Origin of the sequence: Sunxiuqinia indica, assembly GCF_009847015.1 — a bacterium.
Classification (GTDB): Bacteria; Bacteroidota; Bacteroidia; order Bacteroidales; family Prolixibacteraceae; genus Sunxiuqinia; species Sunxiuqinia indica.
Genome location: NZ_WVEM01000001.1, coordinates 664,137 through 681,550 on the forward strand (window position 1 = coordinate 664,137; position 17,414 = coordinate 681,550).

The following is a 17,414-nucleotide window of genomic DNA, read 5'->3' on the forward strand; positions in this document are numbered from 1 at the left end:
GACCATCCGTCAGTTAGTTCTAAAAATCTAAAACTTAGAATTTGGAAACAAACACAAAAATACCGGTTGTTTTGGTAACCGGCTTTTTAGGAGCCGGCAAAACTACTTTTATCAACGAAGTAATTCGCAAACATCAGCACCTGAAATTGGCACTGGTTGAAAACGAATTTGGTCAGCAGTCAATCGATCAGGATTTGATTGTTGGTATGCGCAGTGAAAACATTTTTGACCTGAGCAACGGATGCATCTGTTGTTCTATTTCCAACGAGTTTTCGCTCACTTTACTCGATTTGGCAGACAAGGCCGGAGAGATTGATTATTTGCTAATTGAAACCACAGGAATTGCTGACCTTGCGAATGTGATAAAACCTTTTTTCGACGACAAGGAGCTGAAAGAGAAATATACCCTTAGCGGAAGTATTTGCTTAGTTGATGCCCAGAACTTTGAACAGCAAATGAGCGAACGTGAACAGCAAATGCAAATTATACTGAGCGACTTGCTGGTTATTAATAAAACCGACACCATTGCGGAAGAGAAAGCACAGGAAAACATCGAGAAGAAATTGAAAGCGTGGAATGGAACAGCCCAGCTTATTTCAGCTGAATATGGCCAAACTGATCAATTTCAGTTAGCAGATTTCGCGGAACAAGTGCAGAGTGAAATAGAACGGAAAATGGCGAAACCACTGATGTTTCGCTTAGTTGAGTCGAAAAAGTACACCACCTTTACGCACGAATTTTCCGGATTCATCAAATTTGATCGCTTTAAATACTGGTTCGATTACTTTGCCTCTATCAACCAACTCGAGATTTACAGAATTAAAGGAATTCTTTTCACCCAAGATACCCCAAATAAAATTGTGATTCAGTCAGTTGGTGGAGCGGTAAATTATGCTGAAGGAAGTATGATCATGCCCGGCGAAGAACCCAAGAATCGACTGGTTTTTATTGGAAAGGAAATTGATTTTGAACGAATCGGCTATGAACTCAACGAATATTTAACCAAGGATTTGAATCCATAAAGGAAGAGTAAGTACAGATAAAACGGTACTTAAGACAACAACTTTCGAGGCAAAAGAAGCATTCAAATTATATTTCACCGATAAAACATAAGGAGTTAATCCCATTGGCATGGCAGCTTCCAATACACTTGCCCGCATATCAAAAGAAACACCGACTAGTTTTATAACTCCCCAAAAAAACATCGGCAGCAAAAACAAAATCACCACCGAAAAGGCTGCTACAGGAAGCCACTCTTTTAGTTCACCCAGAGGATGAGATCCTAAAAATAAGCCTAACGAAAATAAAACCACCGCAGTAACTGACATCGCAAATAAATCGAGACTTTCAATAAGGACTTGTGGCATTTCAATGTTAAAAACAGAGACAAACAGACCCAGAAAAACAGCAATTAACAACGGATTGGTCAATAGCCGTTTCGCTACCTTCGATACTTTCACTGTCTCCTCTCCTTTTAATTCAACCAAAACAATCCCTAAGGTAAATAGCCAAAACAGATAGATTGCAGAAATTAAAGTGGATTCAGCTAAAACTGATTCGCCATATACATTTACAAGAACCGGGATTCCCAGGTAGGCTACGTTGCCAAACGAAAAGGCCAAAACCAATGTTCGCAAGGTGTTGGCAGACAAACGAAATACTTTAGCGACGGGAAAAGCCAGCAACATACTAAATACAATATAAGCTGAGTTCCATCCAATGAATCCGAGATATGCACTTAACGGAACGTCCAGTTTGAACAGCGCAACCAAAATGAGTGCGGGAAATCCAATCCAGAGTGCATAATCATTTAAAACACCAATCCATTCCTTTTTAAACGATTGGGTGCGACTAAATAGAAATCCTGCCAAAACCGCTAAAAACAAAGGCAATACCGTAACAAAAGATAGCAAATAGTTTTGCATAGAATGAGAGCTGGAAAAGGTAAAATTGCTCAAAAAGAATTAGTTTTTATTTTGACTGTGGAACTAATTTTCTAGAAAAGGGCGAACGTCAGTTAAAAACATACCTGCCGTTTTTGCAGCCTGCATCCCTAAAACTCCATCTTCGTAAACGTGGCATTTTGCAGGACTTGTATTGATTAGCTCCGCACACTTTAAAAAAGTCTGCGGTTCCGGTTTGTGCTCGGTTACATCGTCGGCTGTTACAATCGCATCAAACTTGTCGTAAATACCCAAGGCCTGCAATTGTAGTTCAGCACTTTTTCGATTTGCTCCAGTACCAACAGCCATCGGAATTTTCCCATGGTATTTGTGTACCAAGTTTACCACCAAGTCATGTGCGCGAAGACCTCCAAGCATTTCCCAAAATGTTTGTTGCTTCATCTTTACCATTTCTTCCGGATCAGCACCTTCCAACTGGTTGTCTTTTATAATGCGATACGCAAACTGAATAGTCGGCATTCCGGTTAATTCGTAAACAATTGCCGGATCAAACTTACAATTGTATTTTTCGCAAACAATCTCCCAAGTGGCTATATGCACCGGGAGCGAATCGGACAAGGTGCCATCTAAATCAAAAATTAATGCCTCAGCATCCGGATGTTTATCAAGCTTCATGATAGTTTCCCTTTCTTATTTTGGTCGAAATTACATATTTTTTCAAGGATCAAAGGAATACCATCCATTTGGAAACAACATTAGCCATAATTTAAAAATGAATTAATTTTAATCATCAACGAAAAAAGAATTCATCTATTCCCCGGGAACTTCGTTAATTGCATTTCTCAACTTCTCGCCCAAAAAAATATAGAGATCGACCAGAGATCATTCTCGTAATAAAGTTTGATTTAAAAATTAACCGCGAGCATTTATATTGAACTCAATACCGTTCCAAATTAAGGCGAAGTGTGACGCAAGATTCCGGCACCTTATTTATGAAAACGACTGATTCGTTTGAGGCGTATTTATGTCCAAATGGTCGGTGTTGTTAATTTCAAGGAAACGATGATTGCCATCAGGGTGCAGTTCAATACGACTAAGCGAAGTATTTTTACTGGCATCCCATGAAAAATAATCGGAGGCCGGCTTGTTTTCAATTACAGTGCGAAACGCCCGCAGCAATCCTCCATGAGTAACTGCCGCAACACGTTTACCGTCGTAATGTTTCAGTAGTTTCTGAATAAAACCGGAAGCTCGTGTCATCATATCTTCATTGGTTTCCGAACCTTCAGGCAAATACTCCCATCTCCAGTTTTTCGGAAATGGTTTGCCTTCCCACAGGGGTAATGATCGCTCACGCAACAACGGATCTGTTTCCAACTTTAAGTCAGGATGGAACTTTAAAATTTCATTAGATGTGTCAACTGTTCGTTTCAAATCACTTGAAATCAAACCATCCAGCGGTTCACTCCGTAGTTTCAACGCCAGTTTCTTTGCTTGCTGAACTCCCAAATCGGACAATTGACCGTGTTGTTGTCCCTGACAAATATTGTTAGCATTCTCAATGGTTTCTCCGTGACGAATAAGTAAGAGGTGAATCATAATATCTGTTGACTATTCAATAAAACTGACTAAAATTGGTGCTCACAAAATAGGACAATGATTCGGGATTTATGTTCAGACTTTTAACAAAACCCCTTCATCGCAAAAAGAAATAACTTTTTGGCAATACTACCTGTTAACAATATTAATATTGACGTATTATTTCTGTAATGATATGACAGAAATAACACCAATACTAAATACTGAAACACAACAACTATATTAAAGAAAATTAAAAGTGAAAAGTATGATTAGAAATTTTTATGCATTGATTTTTATCCTTCTACTCGTTTCGGGTAGTATTTCTGCACAACCCGAAGAAGCAAGACTTCTACGATTCCCAGCTATTTCAGGCAATCAAATCGTGTTTACCTACGCTGGCGATTTATACACGGTGCCGGCTAATGGCGGCACAGCCCGAAAGCTCACCAACGACATTGGCTTTGAAATGTTTGCCCGTTTTTCTCCCGATGGAAGCCAGCTGGCATTTACTGGTCAATACGATGGCAACACCGAAGTTTTTGTAATGCCGGCTACGGGCGGCTCACCCCGAAGGTTAACCTATACGGCAACACTGAATCGCGATAAAATATCAGATCGGATGGGGCCAAACAACATTGTAATGAGTTGGACGCCCGATGGGAAAAACATTATTTACCGATCACGCAAGCAAACTTTCAACTCCTTTAAAGGGCAGCTGTTTAAAATAGCAGCCGAAGGTGGATTGTCAACAGAACTTCCTTTGTCAGAAGGAGGCTTTTGCAGCTACTCGCCTGATGGCAAAAAATTGGCTTTCAATCGGGTTTTTCGCGAGTTCAGAACCTGGAAATATTACAAAGGTGGAATGGCCGATGATGTTTGGACTTTTGATTTCGACACGAAGGAAGTCAGCCAAATTACCGACAATGATGCACAGGATATCTTTCCAATGTGGGCTGGCGACGAGATTTTTTTTCTCTCAGACCGCGATCGCACGATGAACCTTTTCGTTTATAACATCACAACTAAGACAGTAGAAAAAGTCACCAATTTTACTGAATACGACATTAAATTTCCATCGATTGGTGGCGATTACATTGTTTTTGAAAATGGCGGTTACATCTACAAAATGAGCGTTAAAGACAAAACGCCCGTTAAAGTTCCGGTACAAATTGAGAATGATTTTATTTATGCACGAAACGAATGGAAAGATGCAGCGAAACACATTACCGATGGCGATATTTCGCCAAACGGCGAGCGAGTAGTCTTTTCAGCTCGTGGCGACGTTTTTAGTGTCCCTTCTGAAAAAGGAATTACTTACAATCTCACGAAAACTCCGGGGGCGCACGAACGAACTGCAGTTTGGTCTCCCGATGGGAAGTACATCGCTTACCTTTCTGATAAATCAGGTGAATTTGAAGTTTACATCGAAGATCAAAAAGGCAATGCCGAACCAATTCAGCTGACGAAAAATGCAGATACCTACAAATTCAGTCTGGAATGGTCGCCTGACAGCAAGAAAATTATGTGGTCGGACCGGAAGCTGCGGCTGCGGTATGTTGATATCGACACCAAGAAAATCACAACAGTGCATCAGGCTGAATACGGTTTAATCAGCGCTTACAACTGGTCGCCCGACAGCAAATGGATAACCTTCAGTTTGCCAACTGACAACCAGTTCTCCAAAATTGTAGTTTATAATCTTGACAGCGAGAAGCTACATGACATTACCGACAATTGGTACGATTCAGGCTCTCCATCTTTTTCAAGCGATGGCAAATACATCACTTTTGTTTCGGCGCGCGATTTTAAACCTACCTATAGTTACACGGAGTGGAATCACGCCTACGAAAACATGAGCCGGGTATATCTGACCATTCTGTCAAAAGATACTCCTTCGCCTTTTGCCCTTCAAAACGATACGGTAAAAGTTGACAACAACAAGGATGACAAAGAGAAAACCGACGAAAAATCAGAAGGTAAGAAAGAGGACAAAACAATAAAAATCGATTTCGATGGACTTTCAAACCGAATTATTTCTCTTCCAATTGCGGCATCAAACTATTACAATGTGGCTTGCGTGGGAGACAACGTTTATTACTATGATTATGGCGATGAACGGAATGCCAAGGTGTATGACCTGAAGAAAAAGAAAGAAACGATACTTGGTGATTTCAACTTTGGAATCTCGGCCAATCATAACAAGATGTTGGTTGTTCAAAAGAAAAAATGGGCTGTTATTGATCTTCCATCTTCCAAAGTTTCTTTTGATGAAACGATCAATCTTTCGAACATGAAAATATGGGTTGATTATCAGGCTGAATGGAAGCAAATTTACGACGAAAGCTGGCGACAAATGCGTGACTTTTTCTACGTTGAAAATATGCACGGACTAGACTGGCAAGCCATGCACGACAAGTACGCAGTTTTAATTCCTTATGCCCGCCATCGAGACGATTTAACTTACCTTATTGGCGAATTAATTGGCGAATTAAACGTAGGTCACGCCTATGTACAAAGTGGCGACCGTCCCGAACCCAAACGAATAAAGACAGGACTGTTGGGAGCCAAAATTAGTACTGATCCCTCTGGCTATTTTAAAATTGATCGAATACTGGATGGCGCCAATTGGAGCAAGCAACTCCGTTCACCCTTGCAGGAAGTTGGGGTCAACGCTCAGGAAGGCAATTTCATTATTGCTATAAACGGCCAAAGCACAAAAAATGCTGAAAATCTTTTTGCATTGCTTGTAGGAAAAGCTAACAAAGAGGTGGAGTTAACCTTTAACAGTAAACCAACAGAGGAAGGAGCACACAGCGTGCTAATTACTCCAATTGCCGACGAGTCGAGCTTGTATTACTACAACTGGGTTCAGGACAATATCCGCAAAGTAAATGAAGCAACAAACGGAGAAGTTGGTTATATTCATGTCCCCGACATGGGGCCGGATGGACTGAATCAATTTTCCAGATTGTTCTACCCGCAGCTCAACAAAAAAGGCTTAGTGATTGACGACCGCGGCAATGGAGGCGGTAATGTTTCGCCCATGCTTATTGAACGATTGCAGCGAGTGGCTCAACGAGCCAATACCCGTCGAAATTACCCTCATCCGACTCCTGTGCCCAACCAAATGCTACTCGGCCCCAAAGTGTTGCTGATCGACAAATATTCAGCATCAGATGGCGATCTTTTCCCTTATGCGTTTAAACACTATAAACTGGGCACAGTTATCGGAACGCGCAGCTGGGGAGGCGTAGTAGGCATCAGTGGTTCACTGCCATTTATAGACGGTGCAGAACTTCGCAAGCCGGAATTTGCCTCTTACTCGGCAGAAAAAAGTGAATGGATAATTGAAGGGTATGGTGTTGATCCTGATATTGTTTTGGATAATAATCCGTATCAAGAGTACTTGGGAAATGATGCTCAATTGCAAAAAGCCATTGAAGTCATCAAAGAAAAAGTAAAAACCGAATACAAACCGCTGCCTGCAATTCCTGAGGCACCGGACAAAACAAAATAAGTATTTCATACCAATTCTATTAAAGGAGGCCAATCGGCCTCCTTTTTTGTTTTTCAACATTTCGTAACACAATCATTCTATCTACCTTTATATTCAGCTGGTTATTGGCTAATAAAAAAAGCTTCACACAAGTGTGAATTTTTGATGGTTCGTGCGAATAATAAAGTAAAGAAGTTTAAAACCGAAGAACATTGGAAAAGTCATCATCACTCGAAGAGCAATTTATCGACCTTCTGGAAAAAAACAAGAAGATTATTTATAAAGTCTCCAACCTTTACGGGGAGCACACCGACGACCGAAAAGACCTGAGCCAGGAAATCATCCTTCAGCTTTGGAAGGCGTTTCCGAATTACGATAGTCGATATGCTGTTTCAACCTGGATGCACCGAATTGCACTGAATGTGTCGATTTCGTTTATGCGAAAAGAAAAAACACGAAAAAAAACAGTCGACAGCTATCAGTCAGATCAAAGTTTGCTGAATTGGGACACCCAAAAAGAAGACGAACGACTAACACAGGTTTACCAGATTATTAACCAGCTGAAACCATTCGACAAAGCCATTATCATTCTTTATCTCGAAGGTCACAAAAACAATGAAATATCGACTATTGTAGGCATTTCCGAAACCAATGTCGCCACTAAAATAAATCGGTTAAAAAAGAAAATAAGTTCAAACTTTAAATCATAAAGAAATGGATTTTCAAGAATTAAATAACATTTGGAACCGTGCAGACGAAAGCCTGGAAACCAATCTAAAAATCAACAAAGCCATGTTTAAGGAAGTAAGTATTCAAAAAGTAAAATCGAAATTGTATGAGCTAAAACTCAGTAGCTGGATCGAAATCGCTTTTAATATTCCATTTGCTCTCTTTCTTATTGGTTATGTCATCGATCAATTCACGATCATAAAATACTCCGTTCCGGCATTTTTACTGCTTCTTATTTCGTTATTTGGTCTGACTTTCAGCGGCTATAAGCTCTACCTGTGCTATCGTCGCATTCATGCCAGTCAGTCACTGATTGAAACTCAAAAAAGCATTGAGAAATTGAAATATTATGAACTGATGGAGAAAAACCTACTGTACGTTATTATTCCACTTTTTTCAACTGCTTTTTTAATCGTCATGGCACAAAGCATTCTGAATATCGATTTATACCAATACAGCAATTGGTTAGCCCTTCAAGCTGCTAGCAGTGTAATTGTTGCGTTAATCATTGTCTTTATTCTGAAGAAATTTCCAAATAAAAAAATACAGGAATCCTTGTCTTTTCTTAAAGAAATTAACGCAATCGAATAATCAGGAAAGAAACGATATAATTTAAAACGAATCATTTTCAAAATATGTTTCAGGCATTTATAAAGCATTAAAGCGTAGTAAGTATCTGACTAAAAAGTCTTAATGATTATTACCCGATTTCAATTGATAAAAGTATCTTTGACGCCCTTAAAGGTATATCCAATCAATAATTTTAATAAATAACAACAGATGAGTCTGGAGAACGAATTAATGGAGCGCAGCGGTTCAACCTGCGAACTGTGTGGATCAAACATCGAACTGAGTGTTTACCAAGTACCACCAAAAACAAATGCTACTGCTAGCGAAAATATACTCCTGTGTAACAAGTGTGTGGCGCAAATTGAAGATGCTGAAAAGATCGATGTAAACCACTGGCATTGCCTGAATGACAGCATGTGGAGCCAGATTCCAGCAGTGCAGGTAATGGCTTGGCGTATGCTAAATAAGTTGCGCGGCGAAGGCTGGGCTCAAAACCTAATCGACATGCTTTACCTGGAAGAAGAAGTGATGGCATGGGCAAAATCGGGCGAACCGGTAGCTACAGAAACCAGCGGTCCGAAACACATCGACAGCAATGGAGTACCCATTGAAGCCGGCGACACCGTCGTATTGATAAAAGACTTGAATGTTAAGGGAACGAGCTTTGTTGCCAAACGCGGAACAGCTGTTCGCGGCATTTCGTTGGTGCACGATAACCCCGAACATATTGAAGGCCGCGTAAACGGTCAGCAAATTGTGATTCTGACCAAGTTTACCAAGAAAACGAATTAAAAGCCCAATAAACGCTGGTGATTATTTTCTGATCACCAGCGCCCAATCAACGGACTGGTCAGGAGCTGTGAAATCCACCGGCTCATCTCCATTTGCCTTAATAATCTCTTTCAACGTCTTTTTATCCCCTGTCTCTGTGTTTAGCCAAAAGTTATTGGAGTAGGTTCCTGATTCCAATTTTAACGAAAACGGCTCACCTCTGGGAGCAAAAATCAAATATTGCTCACCCGGCTCAGCTAGCGCGTAAACCTGTAGTGCAGAATGATTCGACAGCAACTGATCACCTGGGGCCATCCGATAGAAAGCCAACTCATTTGTCATCAAATCGCTTAAAATAGAAATGTATTTTTCTGACAACTTGTAGGGATTCTCATCATAAAACGGAAGTCCTTCCGGACCCTTAGCCATCAATTCGTACTCACTGGCATGACCACACCAGGTAAACGAAGCTCCGGCGGTAGCACAAGCCCAAACCGAACGCCGAAGATCATCTTGTGTTGCTCCGGTTCGCTCCTGCCAAAATCGCCGCCACAAAGCATTTCCTTCAATCATATAAACCGGCTTACCTACATAGCCCAGCAAACATGCCATGTGATGTGTCCAGGGTTCTTTCCAAAGATGTCGCTCTTCGTTTTTATCAGGAGCTGCTATCTCATGATTCTCGACAGCAGCAAAAGTATATTCCGGCAAGTGGAAAAAGTTTTCTCGTGGAAACTCATCCTCATAAGTACACAGATGCTCAAATATGTCGTATTGATTGATTAGGCGGGCAAAACCCAACTCTTCGTCTTCGCGGTTTCCCGGGATTTCCCATACATAATTCCAGCCGGCAAGATTAGCAAAGGGAGCCAGCCGGGCAACCATGTAACGTACAAAAAAATCCTTTTGCGTCGAGCTCAATTTCTTCCAGGCTGGAGCATCGTTTTTACTTCCATCCACCCCTAAAAACATATGCACGCCAATATCCTGTTGATTAAACCATCCAAGGTGTTTTTCCATCCGATGCCAAACGTCAAGCTTCATTGTTTCATCAACTTTCCCTTCCTCGTAAAGAGCCAAATCTAATGTTTCCGGCTTTGGGCCATCATTGTAGTATTGCTCGAAACAACAAAGTGAAAGTAACCAATTTACCTGAACATGATTGTATCCATGCTCCTTCAACTTACCATACACATTTTCTACAATCCAGTCGAAATCCTGAGCTATTGAGCCATGCCCGGTTTCGTAGTACGATTTCAACCAAACAGGCTCGGTTCCGCTGTACGCAAACCAGTGCGGGTTTTTATCGTAAGGTTTCAAAATTCCCTTTCCGGCACCTTCGGCAGTGCATTCAAAACGACCATCTCCTCCCTGAGTGCCATCCGACCAACGATAAACATATTTCCATATTCCTGTTTCGTTGGGCATAAATCGCATTTTCCAAACATTACCTTCATCCATGTCTCCACCGCCCTTCCCATCACCATCAAAGAATCCGCGAAAATCAAATAATCTTCCTGAGGGTGCTTGATATTGCACAAGGAGCTCAACATCAGTAAATCGATTCTGATAAACTTCATTATTAATGACAGAAGTTTCAAAAAGGCGATAGAGACTCACGGGATTAGCTGCAAATAAAGAAGTTATTTGAACAAAAAGCAGTAGCAGAATAGCAATCTTTTTCATAAAAAGGCTCATTACTATGTGTTGAATATGAAGTTGTAAATAATGGATCAAGATATAGAAAAAAACAGAAAAACAAATAGAAACGAAAATTAATGAAAAGCCCCATTTGACCTATAAAACACACAATTATCTCATTATCTTACAAATAGACACTATTTACATCTTCTTTCTTTTTGCTTCCTTTTTATTTATCTATATTTGCGTTTCCAACCTATATTATTTAAATGAGTAAGTTTCAACATCACGAGATAGAGGAAGCAATTGAAGATATTCGTCAAGGGAAAGTAATTATTGTTACTGATGATGAACATCGCGAGAACGAAGGTGATTTTATTGCAGCTGCAGAATTAGTAACGCCCGAGATTGTCAATTTCATGGCTAAAAACGGAAGAGGACTTATTTGTGCTGCGGTAACCGAAGAACGATGTAGCGAACTGGAACTTGATATGATGGTAACTGAAAACACGGCATCGCATAGTACCAATTTCACGGTTTCAGTTGACTTACTCGGACAGGGATGTACGACCGGCATTTCGGCACACGATCGTGCTAAAACCCTCAATGCGCTGGCCAATGAATCAACTCAGCCGGAAGAACTCGGACGTCCCGGGCATATTTTCCCAATTAAAGCACACCCAGGTGGACTTCTTGCAAGGCCAGGACACACCGAAGCATCGGTAGAGCTCCCAAAACTTGCCGGATTAAAACCGGTCGGGACATTGGTTGAGATTATGAATCCGGATGGAACGATGGCACGTTACCCCGACTTGCTGAAGCTTTCAGAAAAACTAAGCATCAAATTAATCACGATTAAAAACCTGATTAAATACCTGAAATTAATTAGCGAATAATACGAATTTAAAATCCCCTAAATATCATGCTACCAAATCAACGTCGCGAGAAAATACTGGAAATGATCCGAGAAGACGGACACGCCAAGGTTCTTCAACTTAGCAAAATCTTTAAAGTAACCGAAGTAACGATTCGTCAGGATCTGGAAAAACTTGAAAAGGACGGGTACATTGAACGGGAGCATGGAGGCGCTTATTTGAAGGACATTGGATTAAATGTAAAAAACATCGCCCTTCAAAACCAGGAATTTCTGGCAGAGAAAGCTGCCATTGCAAAAAAAGCTTTGGCACATATCAACGACGGAGACACCATTATTCTGGATTCCGGCTCCACAACAACGGAGATCGCTAAAATCATCAGTGGGTTTAAAAATCTAACCGTAATTACAAATTCACTCAACATTGCACTAATACTTGGTGCCGACCCCGAAGTTAACCTGGTACTTACCGGCGGTGAATTTAAAGCACCAACACTCTCATTAACAGGACAGAAAGCGGCCGACTTCTTCAATGATCTTCATGTTGACAAGTTATTCCTGGCTACTGCCGGAATCACCTTGAAGTCAGGACTCACCTACCCCAGCATTAGCGACATCTGTGTAAAACGATCCATGATTGAATCAGCCAACGCTGTATACCTAGTTGCCGATTCCAGCAAGATTGGGAAAAGTTCCTTTGCCAGCCTTGGAGCACTTTCGCTAATTGACTATTTGATTACAGATTCAAAAATTAGCGAGGATGAAATAGAGATGCTCCAACGAAACGATATTAAAATGATTCTGGCTTAGAAGATTGCCCTCAATTGACAAGATTACTAACGAATTATATTTAAGCACTTTAAAGTAAACAAGAAGATTTTTCGATTTCAAAACATTTCCTCGTTCTTTCTTTTATTTTCGATTATTTTCTTTTATTTTTGTTTTCGAAAATTAATGAAAATCCCTCCTGTTTGTGTTTGACTCGCGGTAGGGTATAAATTCTTAAACTTAAATGGATAAGTCGAAAAAGTACATTTTAGCCATTGACCAAAGTACTTCAGCTACGAAAACAATCCTTTTCAATCAAAAAGGAAAACTTGAATTCCGAAGTACCATACCACACCAACAATATTACCCTCAGCACGGATTTGTAGAACACGATCCCATTGAGATTTTCAACAACACAATATATGCAATCAGGGAAACTCTTGCGGCAGCTAATTCTACCGAAGATGAAATTGCTTGTTTAGCAGTTACAAATCAACGGGAGACGGTGATGATTTGGGACAAAACCACCGGAAAACCGGTTTATAACGCTACGGTGTGGCAATGCCAACGCGGCACACCTTATTGTGACGAACTAAAAGCTAAAGGATACAGTAAGCTGATTCAACAAAAAACCGGATTAATTATTGATCCGTATTTTTCGGCCAGCCGCCTGCACTGGATCATGAATAATGTAGAAGGCTTGCAGGAAAAAGTTCAAAAAGGTGAGCTCTTGATGGGAACCATGGACACATGGCTTTTGTGGAAACTAACCAATGGCAAAGTCCATGCAACAGACTATTCGAACGCCTGCCGAACTATGCTTTTCAATATTCACACGCTCGAATGGGATGAAGAACTGATTGAACTATTTGATCTCCATAAAAATATGTTTCCGAAGGTTCGGTTCAGCAATAAGATTTTTGGTGAAACCGATTCTTCTGTCATTTTTGAGAATCCGGTTCCAATTGCCGGATTATTGGGCGATTCGCACGCTGCCCTATTCGGACAAAATTGTTTTAGTCAGGGAATGGCAAAAGCAACTTACGGAACAGGATCTTCAATCATGATGAACATTGGACTGGAGCCATTAGAATCTCCTGAAGGACTGGTCACCTCCATTGGTTATGGAATCGACCAATCTATTTACTATGTTTTCGAGGGAAATATTCACTGTACCGGAGATACACTCAACTGGCTAAAGAACGAAGTTCAACTGATCAACGATGCGTCAGAAACAGAAGCTCTGGCAACGTCAGTAGAAAACAACAATGGAGTTTACCTGGTTCCTGCCTTTGTTGGGCTGGGCGCTCCGTACTGGGATAATCAAGCTCGAGCCTGTCTATCAGGGATGCCACGAAATACAACCAAAGCCCACATTGTTCGCGCAGCCTTGGAAAGCATCGGATATCAAGTAAAAGACCTCATCAGCTTAATGGAAGAAAAAGGTGGCATTCAATTAAAGGAATTACGAGCCGATGGTGGGCCAACCCGAAATGATTTCTTAATGGAATTTCAGTCCGGCATTTTGAACCGAAATGTTGCCCGCTCCGAAATTGAAGAAGTTTCGGCACTCGGAGCCACATTTATGGCGGGACTAGCAGTCGGGTTCTGGAAGGACCTGGCGGAGATCCAATCGCTTCGTGAGGCTGGAAAGCTTTTTGAGCCAGCAATGGATCAAGATAAAATAACAACCAATTACTCCGGATGGAAAAAAGCAGTTGAAAGAGCCCGACTAAATTAACAATCAAAAAAAAATTAAAAACGTTATACAATGAATCAAAAGAAACAAACATTTGGCGTAATCATCGCCACGCGCAACATTTTCAATGCTCAGTTGGCTGTTGATGCTCGCAAAAAAGTATTGGAGAAATTAGACAAGATGGGCTTTGGAACAGTAATCCTTCCCGAGTCAGAAACCCCTACCGGAAATATTGAAGGATATGCAGACGCTGTAAAATGCGCTGATCTATTCAAAAAAAACAGCGACATTATCGAAGGTATTGTTGTTGTTCTGCCAAACTTTGGTGATGAATTGGGAGTTGTAAACTCCATAAAACTATCAGGTTTAAAGGTTCCTGTTTTGGTGCAAGCTTGCGACGACGAAAACGACAAAGTTGACGTAAAAAGCCGGCGTGATGCGTTTTGTGGGAAATTGTCCGTTTGCAACAATTTCTACCAATACGATGTAAAATTTACAGATACCATTTACCACACTTATAGTATCGACAGCGCAGAGTTCACCAAAGACCTGGTCAAGTTTGCTGGTATTTGCCGCGTGGTAAAAGGACTGAGCAACTTGCGTGTGGGTGCAATCGGCACCCGCCCTATTGGTTTCCAAACCATGCGTTTCAGCGAAAAGCTGTTGCAGAAATTTGGCATTACGGTTGTTCCTGTTGATATGTCTGAAATTATTGCCGCAGCCAACAAGATTGATGAAAATGATCCGGCAGTCGTGGAAAAAGTAAAAGCAATTCAAGCTTACGGAAGCTGTGCGATCACGGCACAAAAGAAGATTGCAAAACAAGCTCGTTTTGGTTTGGCTGTTGAAAACTGGATCAACGAAAACGATATTGACATTTCGGCTCTTCAATGCTGGGAGTCAATCGAAAAAAATTACGGATGTGCTGCCTGCGTCACAATGAGCATGATGGGTGAAAAACTGATGCCATCGGCTTGTGAAGTGGATGTTGCAGGAACTATCTCTATGTATGCGCTGGCTTTGGCAGCTCAAACACCTTCAGCCATCCTCGACTGGAACAACAATTTCGCCGAAGACCGCAACAAGGTCGTTTGCACGCACTGCAGCAACTATCCGAAATCATTCTTCCAAAACGACATTGAAATTGGCAGCCTTGACGTACTCGGCACTGTGCTTGGCAGCGAAGATACCTTTGGTGCTGTAAAAGGAAAAGTAGCAGCTGGAGACATGACCTATTTCCGTATTTCAACTGATGACAATAAGGGATTAATTAAAACCTATTTAGGTGAAGGTACAATGACCGACGATCCTTATGGAATGGATGGAGGAATTGCAGTTTGTGATATTCCGAACCTGCAAAACCTGATGAAGTATATGTGTAAAAATGGATTTGAACACCACGTAGCGATGGTGCGCGGACATGTTTCTGAAATTTTGGAAGAAGCAATTGGCAACTACCTGGGATGGGATATTTACAAACACGAATAAGAGCGTTTTAATTGATTAGAAAAGAAAATAGGATGCAAGAATTCACAGATCTGGAGCTAAAATTAAAATCTGTCAAGTACAGAAAAATGCTCCTTAAATATATCAAACAAGCCAAAGCAGGTCATACCGGCGGAAGTTTATCATGTACCGACATTCTAAATGTGTTGTACAATGATGTGCTGAATGTTTCACCCGAGAATTTCTCTGACAAAAACAGAGATCGTTACATACAGAGTAAAGGACACTCGGTTGAAGCGCTTTATGCCGTGCTTGCTGATCGGGGATTTTATCCTGAAAGTGACCTGGAAACCATGTGTCAGTATCAATCTAAATACGTGGGACATCCAACACGAAAAGTAAATGGCATTGAGTTTAACACCGGAGCTCTGGGGCATGGTTTGCCGATCAGCGCAGGCATTGCATTGGCAGGGAAAAAGGATAAAGCTGCCTACAAAGTTTTCACTTTAGTTGGTGACGGAGAATTAGCGGAAGGATCAAACTATGAAGCTGCGATGATGGCAGCTCATTATAAATTGGATAATCTGGTGGCTATATTGGACCACAATGCTTTGCAAATAACAGGTCCAAACCGGGAAGTCTGTAGCCCTTACCCCATCGATGAAAAGTGGAAAGCCTTTGGATGGCATGTTATTTCAATTGACGGAAACAGTATTTCAGAACTTCGTGAAACGCTGAATAATATTCCGGCTGAAGTTGGAAAGCCAACTTTTATTATTGCCAATACCGTTAAAGGAAAAGGCGTAAGCTATATGGAAAATGAAAAGAAATGGCACCACGGTGTTCCGTCAGATGACGAATACGAACGAGCCATACAAGAGTTGAGCACAGAAGAAGAAGAGTTAACAAAACAGCTCGTCACAGACTAATTCGAACAACTCTTTTTATTCAAATATTTAGAACTAAAAAAATGACTTTAAAAGCATTAAATATGGGGCGTGCCAATTTAGAAGAGTTTTCGGCAACGCTTATTGAACTAGGGGAAAAAAGCAAAAATATTTTGGCTGTCACCAGTGACTCAAGAGGTTCCGGCAAATTGGGTCCTTTTGCTGAAAAACTACCCGAACAAATTGTTGAAGTAGGCATTGCCGAGCAAAACCTGGTTGGAGTATCCGCAGGATTGGCCTCCGCCGATAAAAGCGTATTTGCAGTTTCTCCGGCTTGCTTCCTGGCAACCCGATCACTGGAGCAAATAAAAAATGATGTCGCTTACTCTAATCAGCCGGTTACATTGGTTGGAATTAGTGCCGGAGTAAGCTACGGTGCTCTGGGAACAACCCATCATTCATTACACGATGTTGCCGCACTAAGGGCTATTAATAACATACAAGTTGTGGTACCTGCCGATAATTTTGAAACTCGGGAGGTTATTATTGCAGCAGCCAAATCTGAAAAACCAATTTTTCTTAAATTTGGTAAGAAAGCAATGCCAACGCTTCCTCGTGTTAAAAATGAATTTGAAATTGGGAAAGCATCAACCATTTGCGAGGGAAGCGATGTAGCTTTCATTGCTTGCGGCGAAACCGTTGCCCCATCCTACGAAGCAGCACAACTATTAGAAAAGGAAGGCATTAGCGCCGAAGTCATCAGCATGCATACCATTAATCCGTTGGACAAGCAAGCTGTTATTGATGCGGCAAAGAAATGCAAAGTTATTGTAACCGTAGAAGAGCATAGTATCTATGGAGGCTTGGGCGAAGCGTGTGCCTCGGTCTTAATGCAGGAACAAATAGTAAAGCCTTTTAAAATAGTTGGAATTCCGGATGAAGATACCGTAACTGGTTCGCAAGGAGATATTTTTAAGCACTATGGAATTACAGCTGAAGGATTGAAAGAAACCACCCTAAAATTACTGGAATGAAAACAATAACTTAA

Annotated in this window: 15 protein-coding genes; 11 read left to right on the forward strand and 4 right to left on the reverse strand. The window is 41.1% G+C overall.

Features of this window, described 5'->3' with window-relative positions; genetic code table 11:
- Positions 1–41 precede the first annotated feature (41 nt).
- Entirely contained in the window at positions 42–1,022 is a 981-nt protein-coding gene (locus tag GR929_RS02675) for a CobW family GTP-binding protein (protein WP_159517366.1), read from the forward strand.
- Here GR929_RS02675 and GR929_RS02680 read toward each other — a convergent pair.
- From GR929_RS02680 to GR929_RS02690, 3 genes are all read right to left on the reverse strand, one after another.
- Positions 999–1,925 carry an AEC family transporter gene (locus tag GR929_RS02680; protein WP_159517367.1) on the reverse strand — a complete coding sequence of 309 codons (927 nt, stop codon included), beginning with the start codon at positions 1,923–1,925 and terminating at the stop codon, positions 999–1,001. The genes GR929_RS02675 and GR929_RS02680 overlap by 24 nt on opposite strands.
- Positions 1,926–1,988: 63 nt before the next feature.
- A complete protein-coding gene (locus GR929_RS02685; RefSeq protein WP_159517368.1) occupies positions 1,989–2,579 on the reverse strand; it encodes an HAD-IA family hydrolase in 591 nt (196 codons plus the stop codon).
- A gap of 315 nt (positions 2,580–2,894) precedes the next feature.
- Entirely contained in the window at positions 2,895–3,503 is a 609-nt protein-coding gene (locus tag GR929_RS02690) for a histidine phosphatase family protein (RefSeq protein ID WP_159517369.1), read from the reverse strand.
- Positions 3,504–3,750: 247 nt separating this feature from the next.
- Between GR929_RS02690 and GR929_RS02695 the strand changes: the two genes are divergently transcribed.
- From GR929_RS02695 to GR929_RS02710, 4 genes are all read left to right on the forward strand, one after another.
- A complete protein-coding gene (locus GR929_RS02695) occupies positions 3,751–7,002 on the forward strand; it encodes a S41 family peptidase (protein ID WP_159517370.1) in 3,252 nt (1,083 codons plus the stop codon).
- A 191-nt stretch (positions 7,003–7,193) separates the two neighbouring features.
- Positions 7,194–7,691, forward strand: a complete 498-nt coding sequence (locus tag GR929_RS02700) for an RNA polymerase sigma factor (RefSeq protein WP_159517371.1) — start codon at positions 7,194–7,196, stop codon at positions 7,689–7,691.
- A 4-nt stretch (positions 7,692–7,695) separates the two neighbouring features.
- A complete protein-coding gene (locus GR929_RS02705) occupies positions 7,696–8,301 on the forward strand; it encodes a hypothetical protein (RefSeq protein ID WP_159517372.1) in 606 nt (201 codons plus the stop codon).
- 189 nt (positions 8,302–8,490) lie between these two features.
- A complete protein-coding gene (locus GR929_RS02710; RefSeq protein ID WP_159517373.1) occupies positions 8,491–9,072 on the forward strand; it encodes a PhnA domain-containing protein in 582 nt (193 codons plus the stop codon).
- A 21-nt stretch (positions 9,073–9,093) separates the two neighbouring features.
- Here the strand turns inward: GR929_RS02710 and GR929_RS02715 are convergent, their stop codons facing one another.
- Positions 9,094–10,737 (reverse strand): DUF5060 domain-containing protein, encoded by a 1,644-nt coding sequence (locus GR929_RS02715; RefSeq protein WP_159517374.1) that lies wholly within the window; start codon positions 10,735–10,737, stop codon positions 9,094–9,096.
- A gap of 224 nt (positions 10,738–10,961) precedes the next feature.
- Between GR929_RS02715 and ribB the strand changes: the two genes are divergently transcribed.
- From ribB to GR929_RS02745, 6 genes are all read left to right on the forward strand, one after another.
- Entirely contained in the window at positions 10,962–11,588 is a 627-nt protein-coding gene (ribB, locus tag GR929_RS02720) for a 3,4-dihydroxy-2-butanone-4-phosphate synthase (protein ID WP_159517375.1), read from the forward strand.
- Positions 11,589–11,614: 26 nt separating this feature from the next.
- The gene (locus tag GR929_RS02725) at positions 11,615–12,376 is read left to right on the forward strand and encodes a DeoR/GlpR family DNA-binding transcription regulator (protein WP_159517376.1); all 762 of its coding nucleotides are present in this window, start codon (positions 11,615–11,617) and stop codon (positions 12,374–12,376) included.
- A gap of 202 nt (positions 12,377–12,578) precedes the next feature.
- Positions 12,579–14,075: a glycerol kinase GlpK gene (gene glpK, locus GR929_RS02730; RefSeq protein ID WP_159517377.1), complete on the forward strand. Its 1,497-nt coding sequence runs from the start codon at positions 12,579–12,581 to the stop codon at positions 14,073–14,075.
- Positions 14,076–14,105: 30 nt separating this feature from the next.
- The gene (locus GR929_RS02735) at positions 14,106–15,521 is read left to right on the forward strand and encodes an L-fucose/L-arabinose isomerase family protein (RefSeq protein WP_159517378.1); all 1,416 of its coding nucleotides are present in this window, start codon (positions 14,106–14,108) and stop codon (positions 15,519–15,521) included.
- An 11-nt stretch (positions 15,522–15,532) separates the two neighbouring features.
- Positions 15,533–16,408 carry a transketolase gene (locus GR929_RS02740; protein ID WP_262886033.1) on the forward strand — a complete coding sequence of 292 codons (876 nt, stop codon included), beginning with the start codon at positions 15,533–15,535 and terminating at the stop codon, positions 16,406–16,408.
- Positions 16,409–16,449: 41 nt separating this feature from the next.
- Entirely contained in the window at positions 16,450–17,400 is a 951-nt protein-coding gene (locus tag GR929_RS02745; RefSeq protein WP_159517380.1) for a transketolase family protein, read from the forward strand.
- Positions 17,401–17,414 lie beyond the last annotated feature (14 nt).

Excerpts from the sequence above, each read along its gene's own strand:
- GR929_RS02680 (WP_159517367.1), bottom strand. The coding sequence starts at position 1,925 with ATGCAAAACTATTTGCTATCTTTTGTTACGGTATTGCCTTTGTTTTTA.
- GR929_RS02685 (WP_159517368.1), bottom strand. The coding sequence starts at position 2,579 with ATGAAGCTTGATAAACATCCGGATGCTGAGGCATTAATTTTTGATTTA.
- GR929_RS02690 (WP_159517369.1), bottom strand. The coding sequence starts at position 3,503 with ATGATTCACCTCTTACTTATTCGTCACGGAGAAACCATTGAGAATGCT.
- GR929_RS02695 (WP_159517370.1), top strand. The coding sequence starts at position 3,751 with ATGATTAGAAATTTTTATGCATTGATTTTTATCCTTCTACTCGTTTCG.
- GR929_RS02705 (WP_159517372.1), top strand. The coding sequence starts at position 7,696 with ATGGATTTTCAAGAATTAAATAACATTTGGAACCGTGCAGACGAAAGC.
- GR929_RS02710 (WP_159517373.1), top strand. The coding sequence starts at position 8,491 with ATGAGTCTGGAGAACGAATTAATGGAGCGCAGCGGTTCAACCTGCGAA.
- GR929_RS02715 (WP_159517374.1), bottom strand. The coding sequence starts at position 10,737 with ATGAAAAAGATTGCTATTCTGCTACTGCTTTTTGTTCAAATAACTTCT.
- ribB (WP_159517375.1), top strand. The coding sequence starts at position 10,962 with ATGAGTAAGTTTCAACATCACGAGATAGAGGAAGCAATTGAAGATATT.
- GR929_RS02725 (WP_159517376.1), top strand. The coding sequence starts at position 11,615 with ATGCTACCAAATCAACGTCGCGAGAAAATACTGGAAATGATCCGAGAA.
- glpK (WP_159517377.1), top strand. The coding sequence starts at position 12,579 with ATGGATAAGTCGAAAAAGTACATTTTAGCCATTGACCAAAGTACTTCA.
- GR929_RS02735 (WP_159517378.1), top strand. The coding sequence starts at position 14,106 with ATGAATCAAAAGAAACAAACATTTGGCGTAATCATCGCCACGCGCAAC.
- GR929_RS02745 (WP_159517380.1), top strand. The coding sequence starts at position 16,450 with ATGACTTTAAAAGCATTAAATATGGGGCGTGCCAATTTAGAAGAGTTT.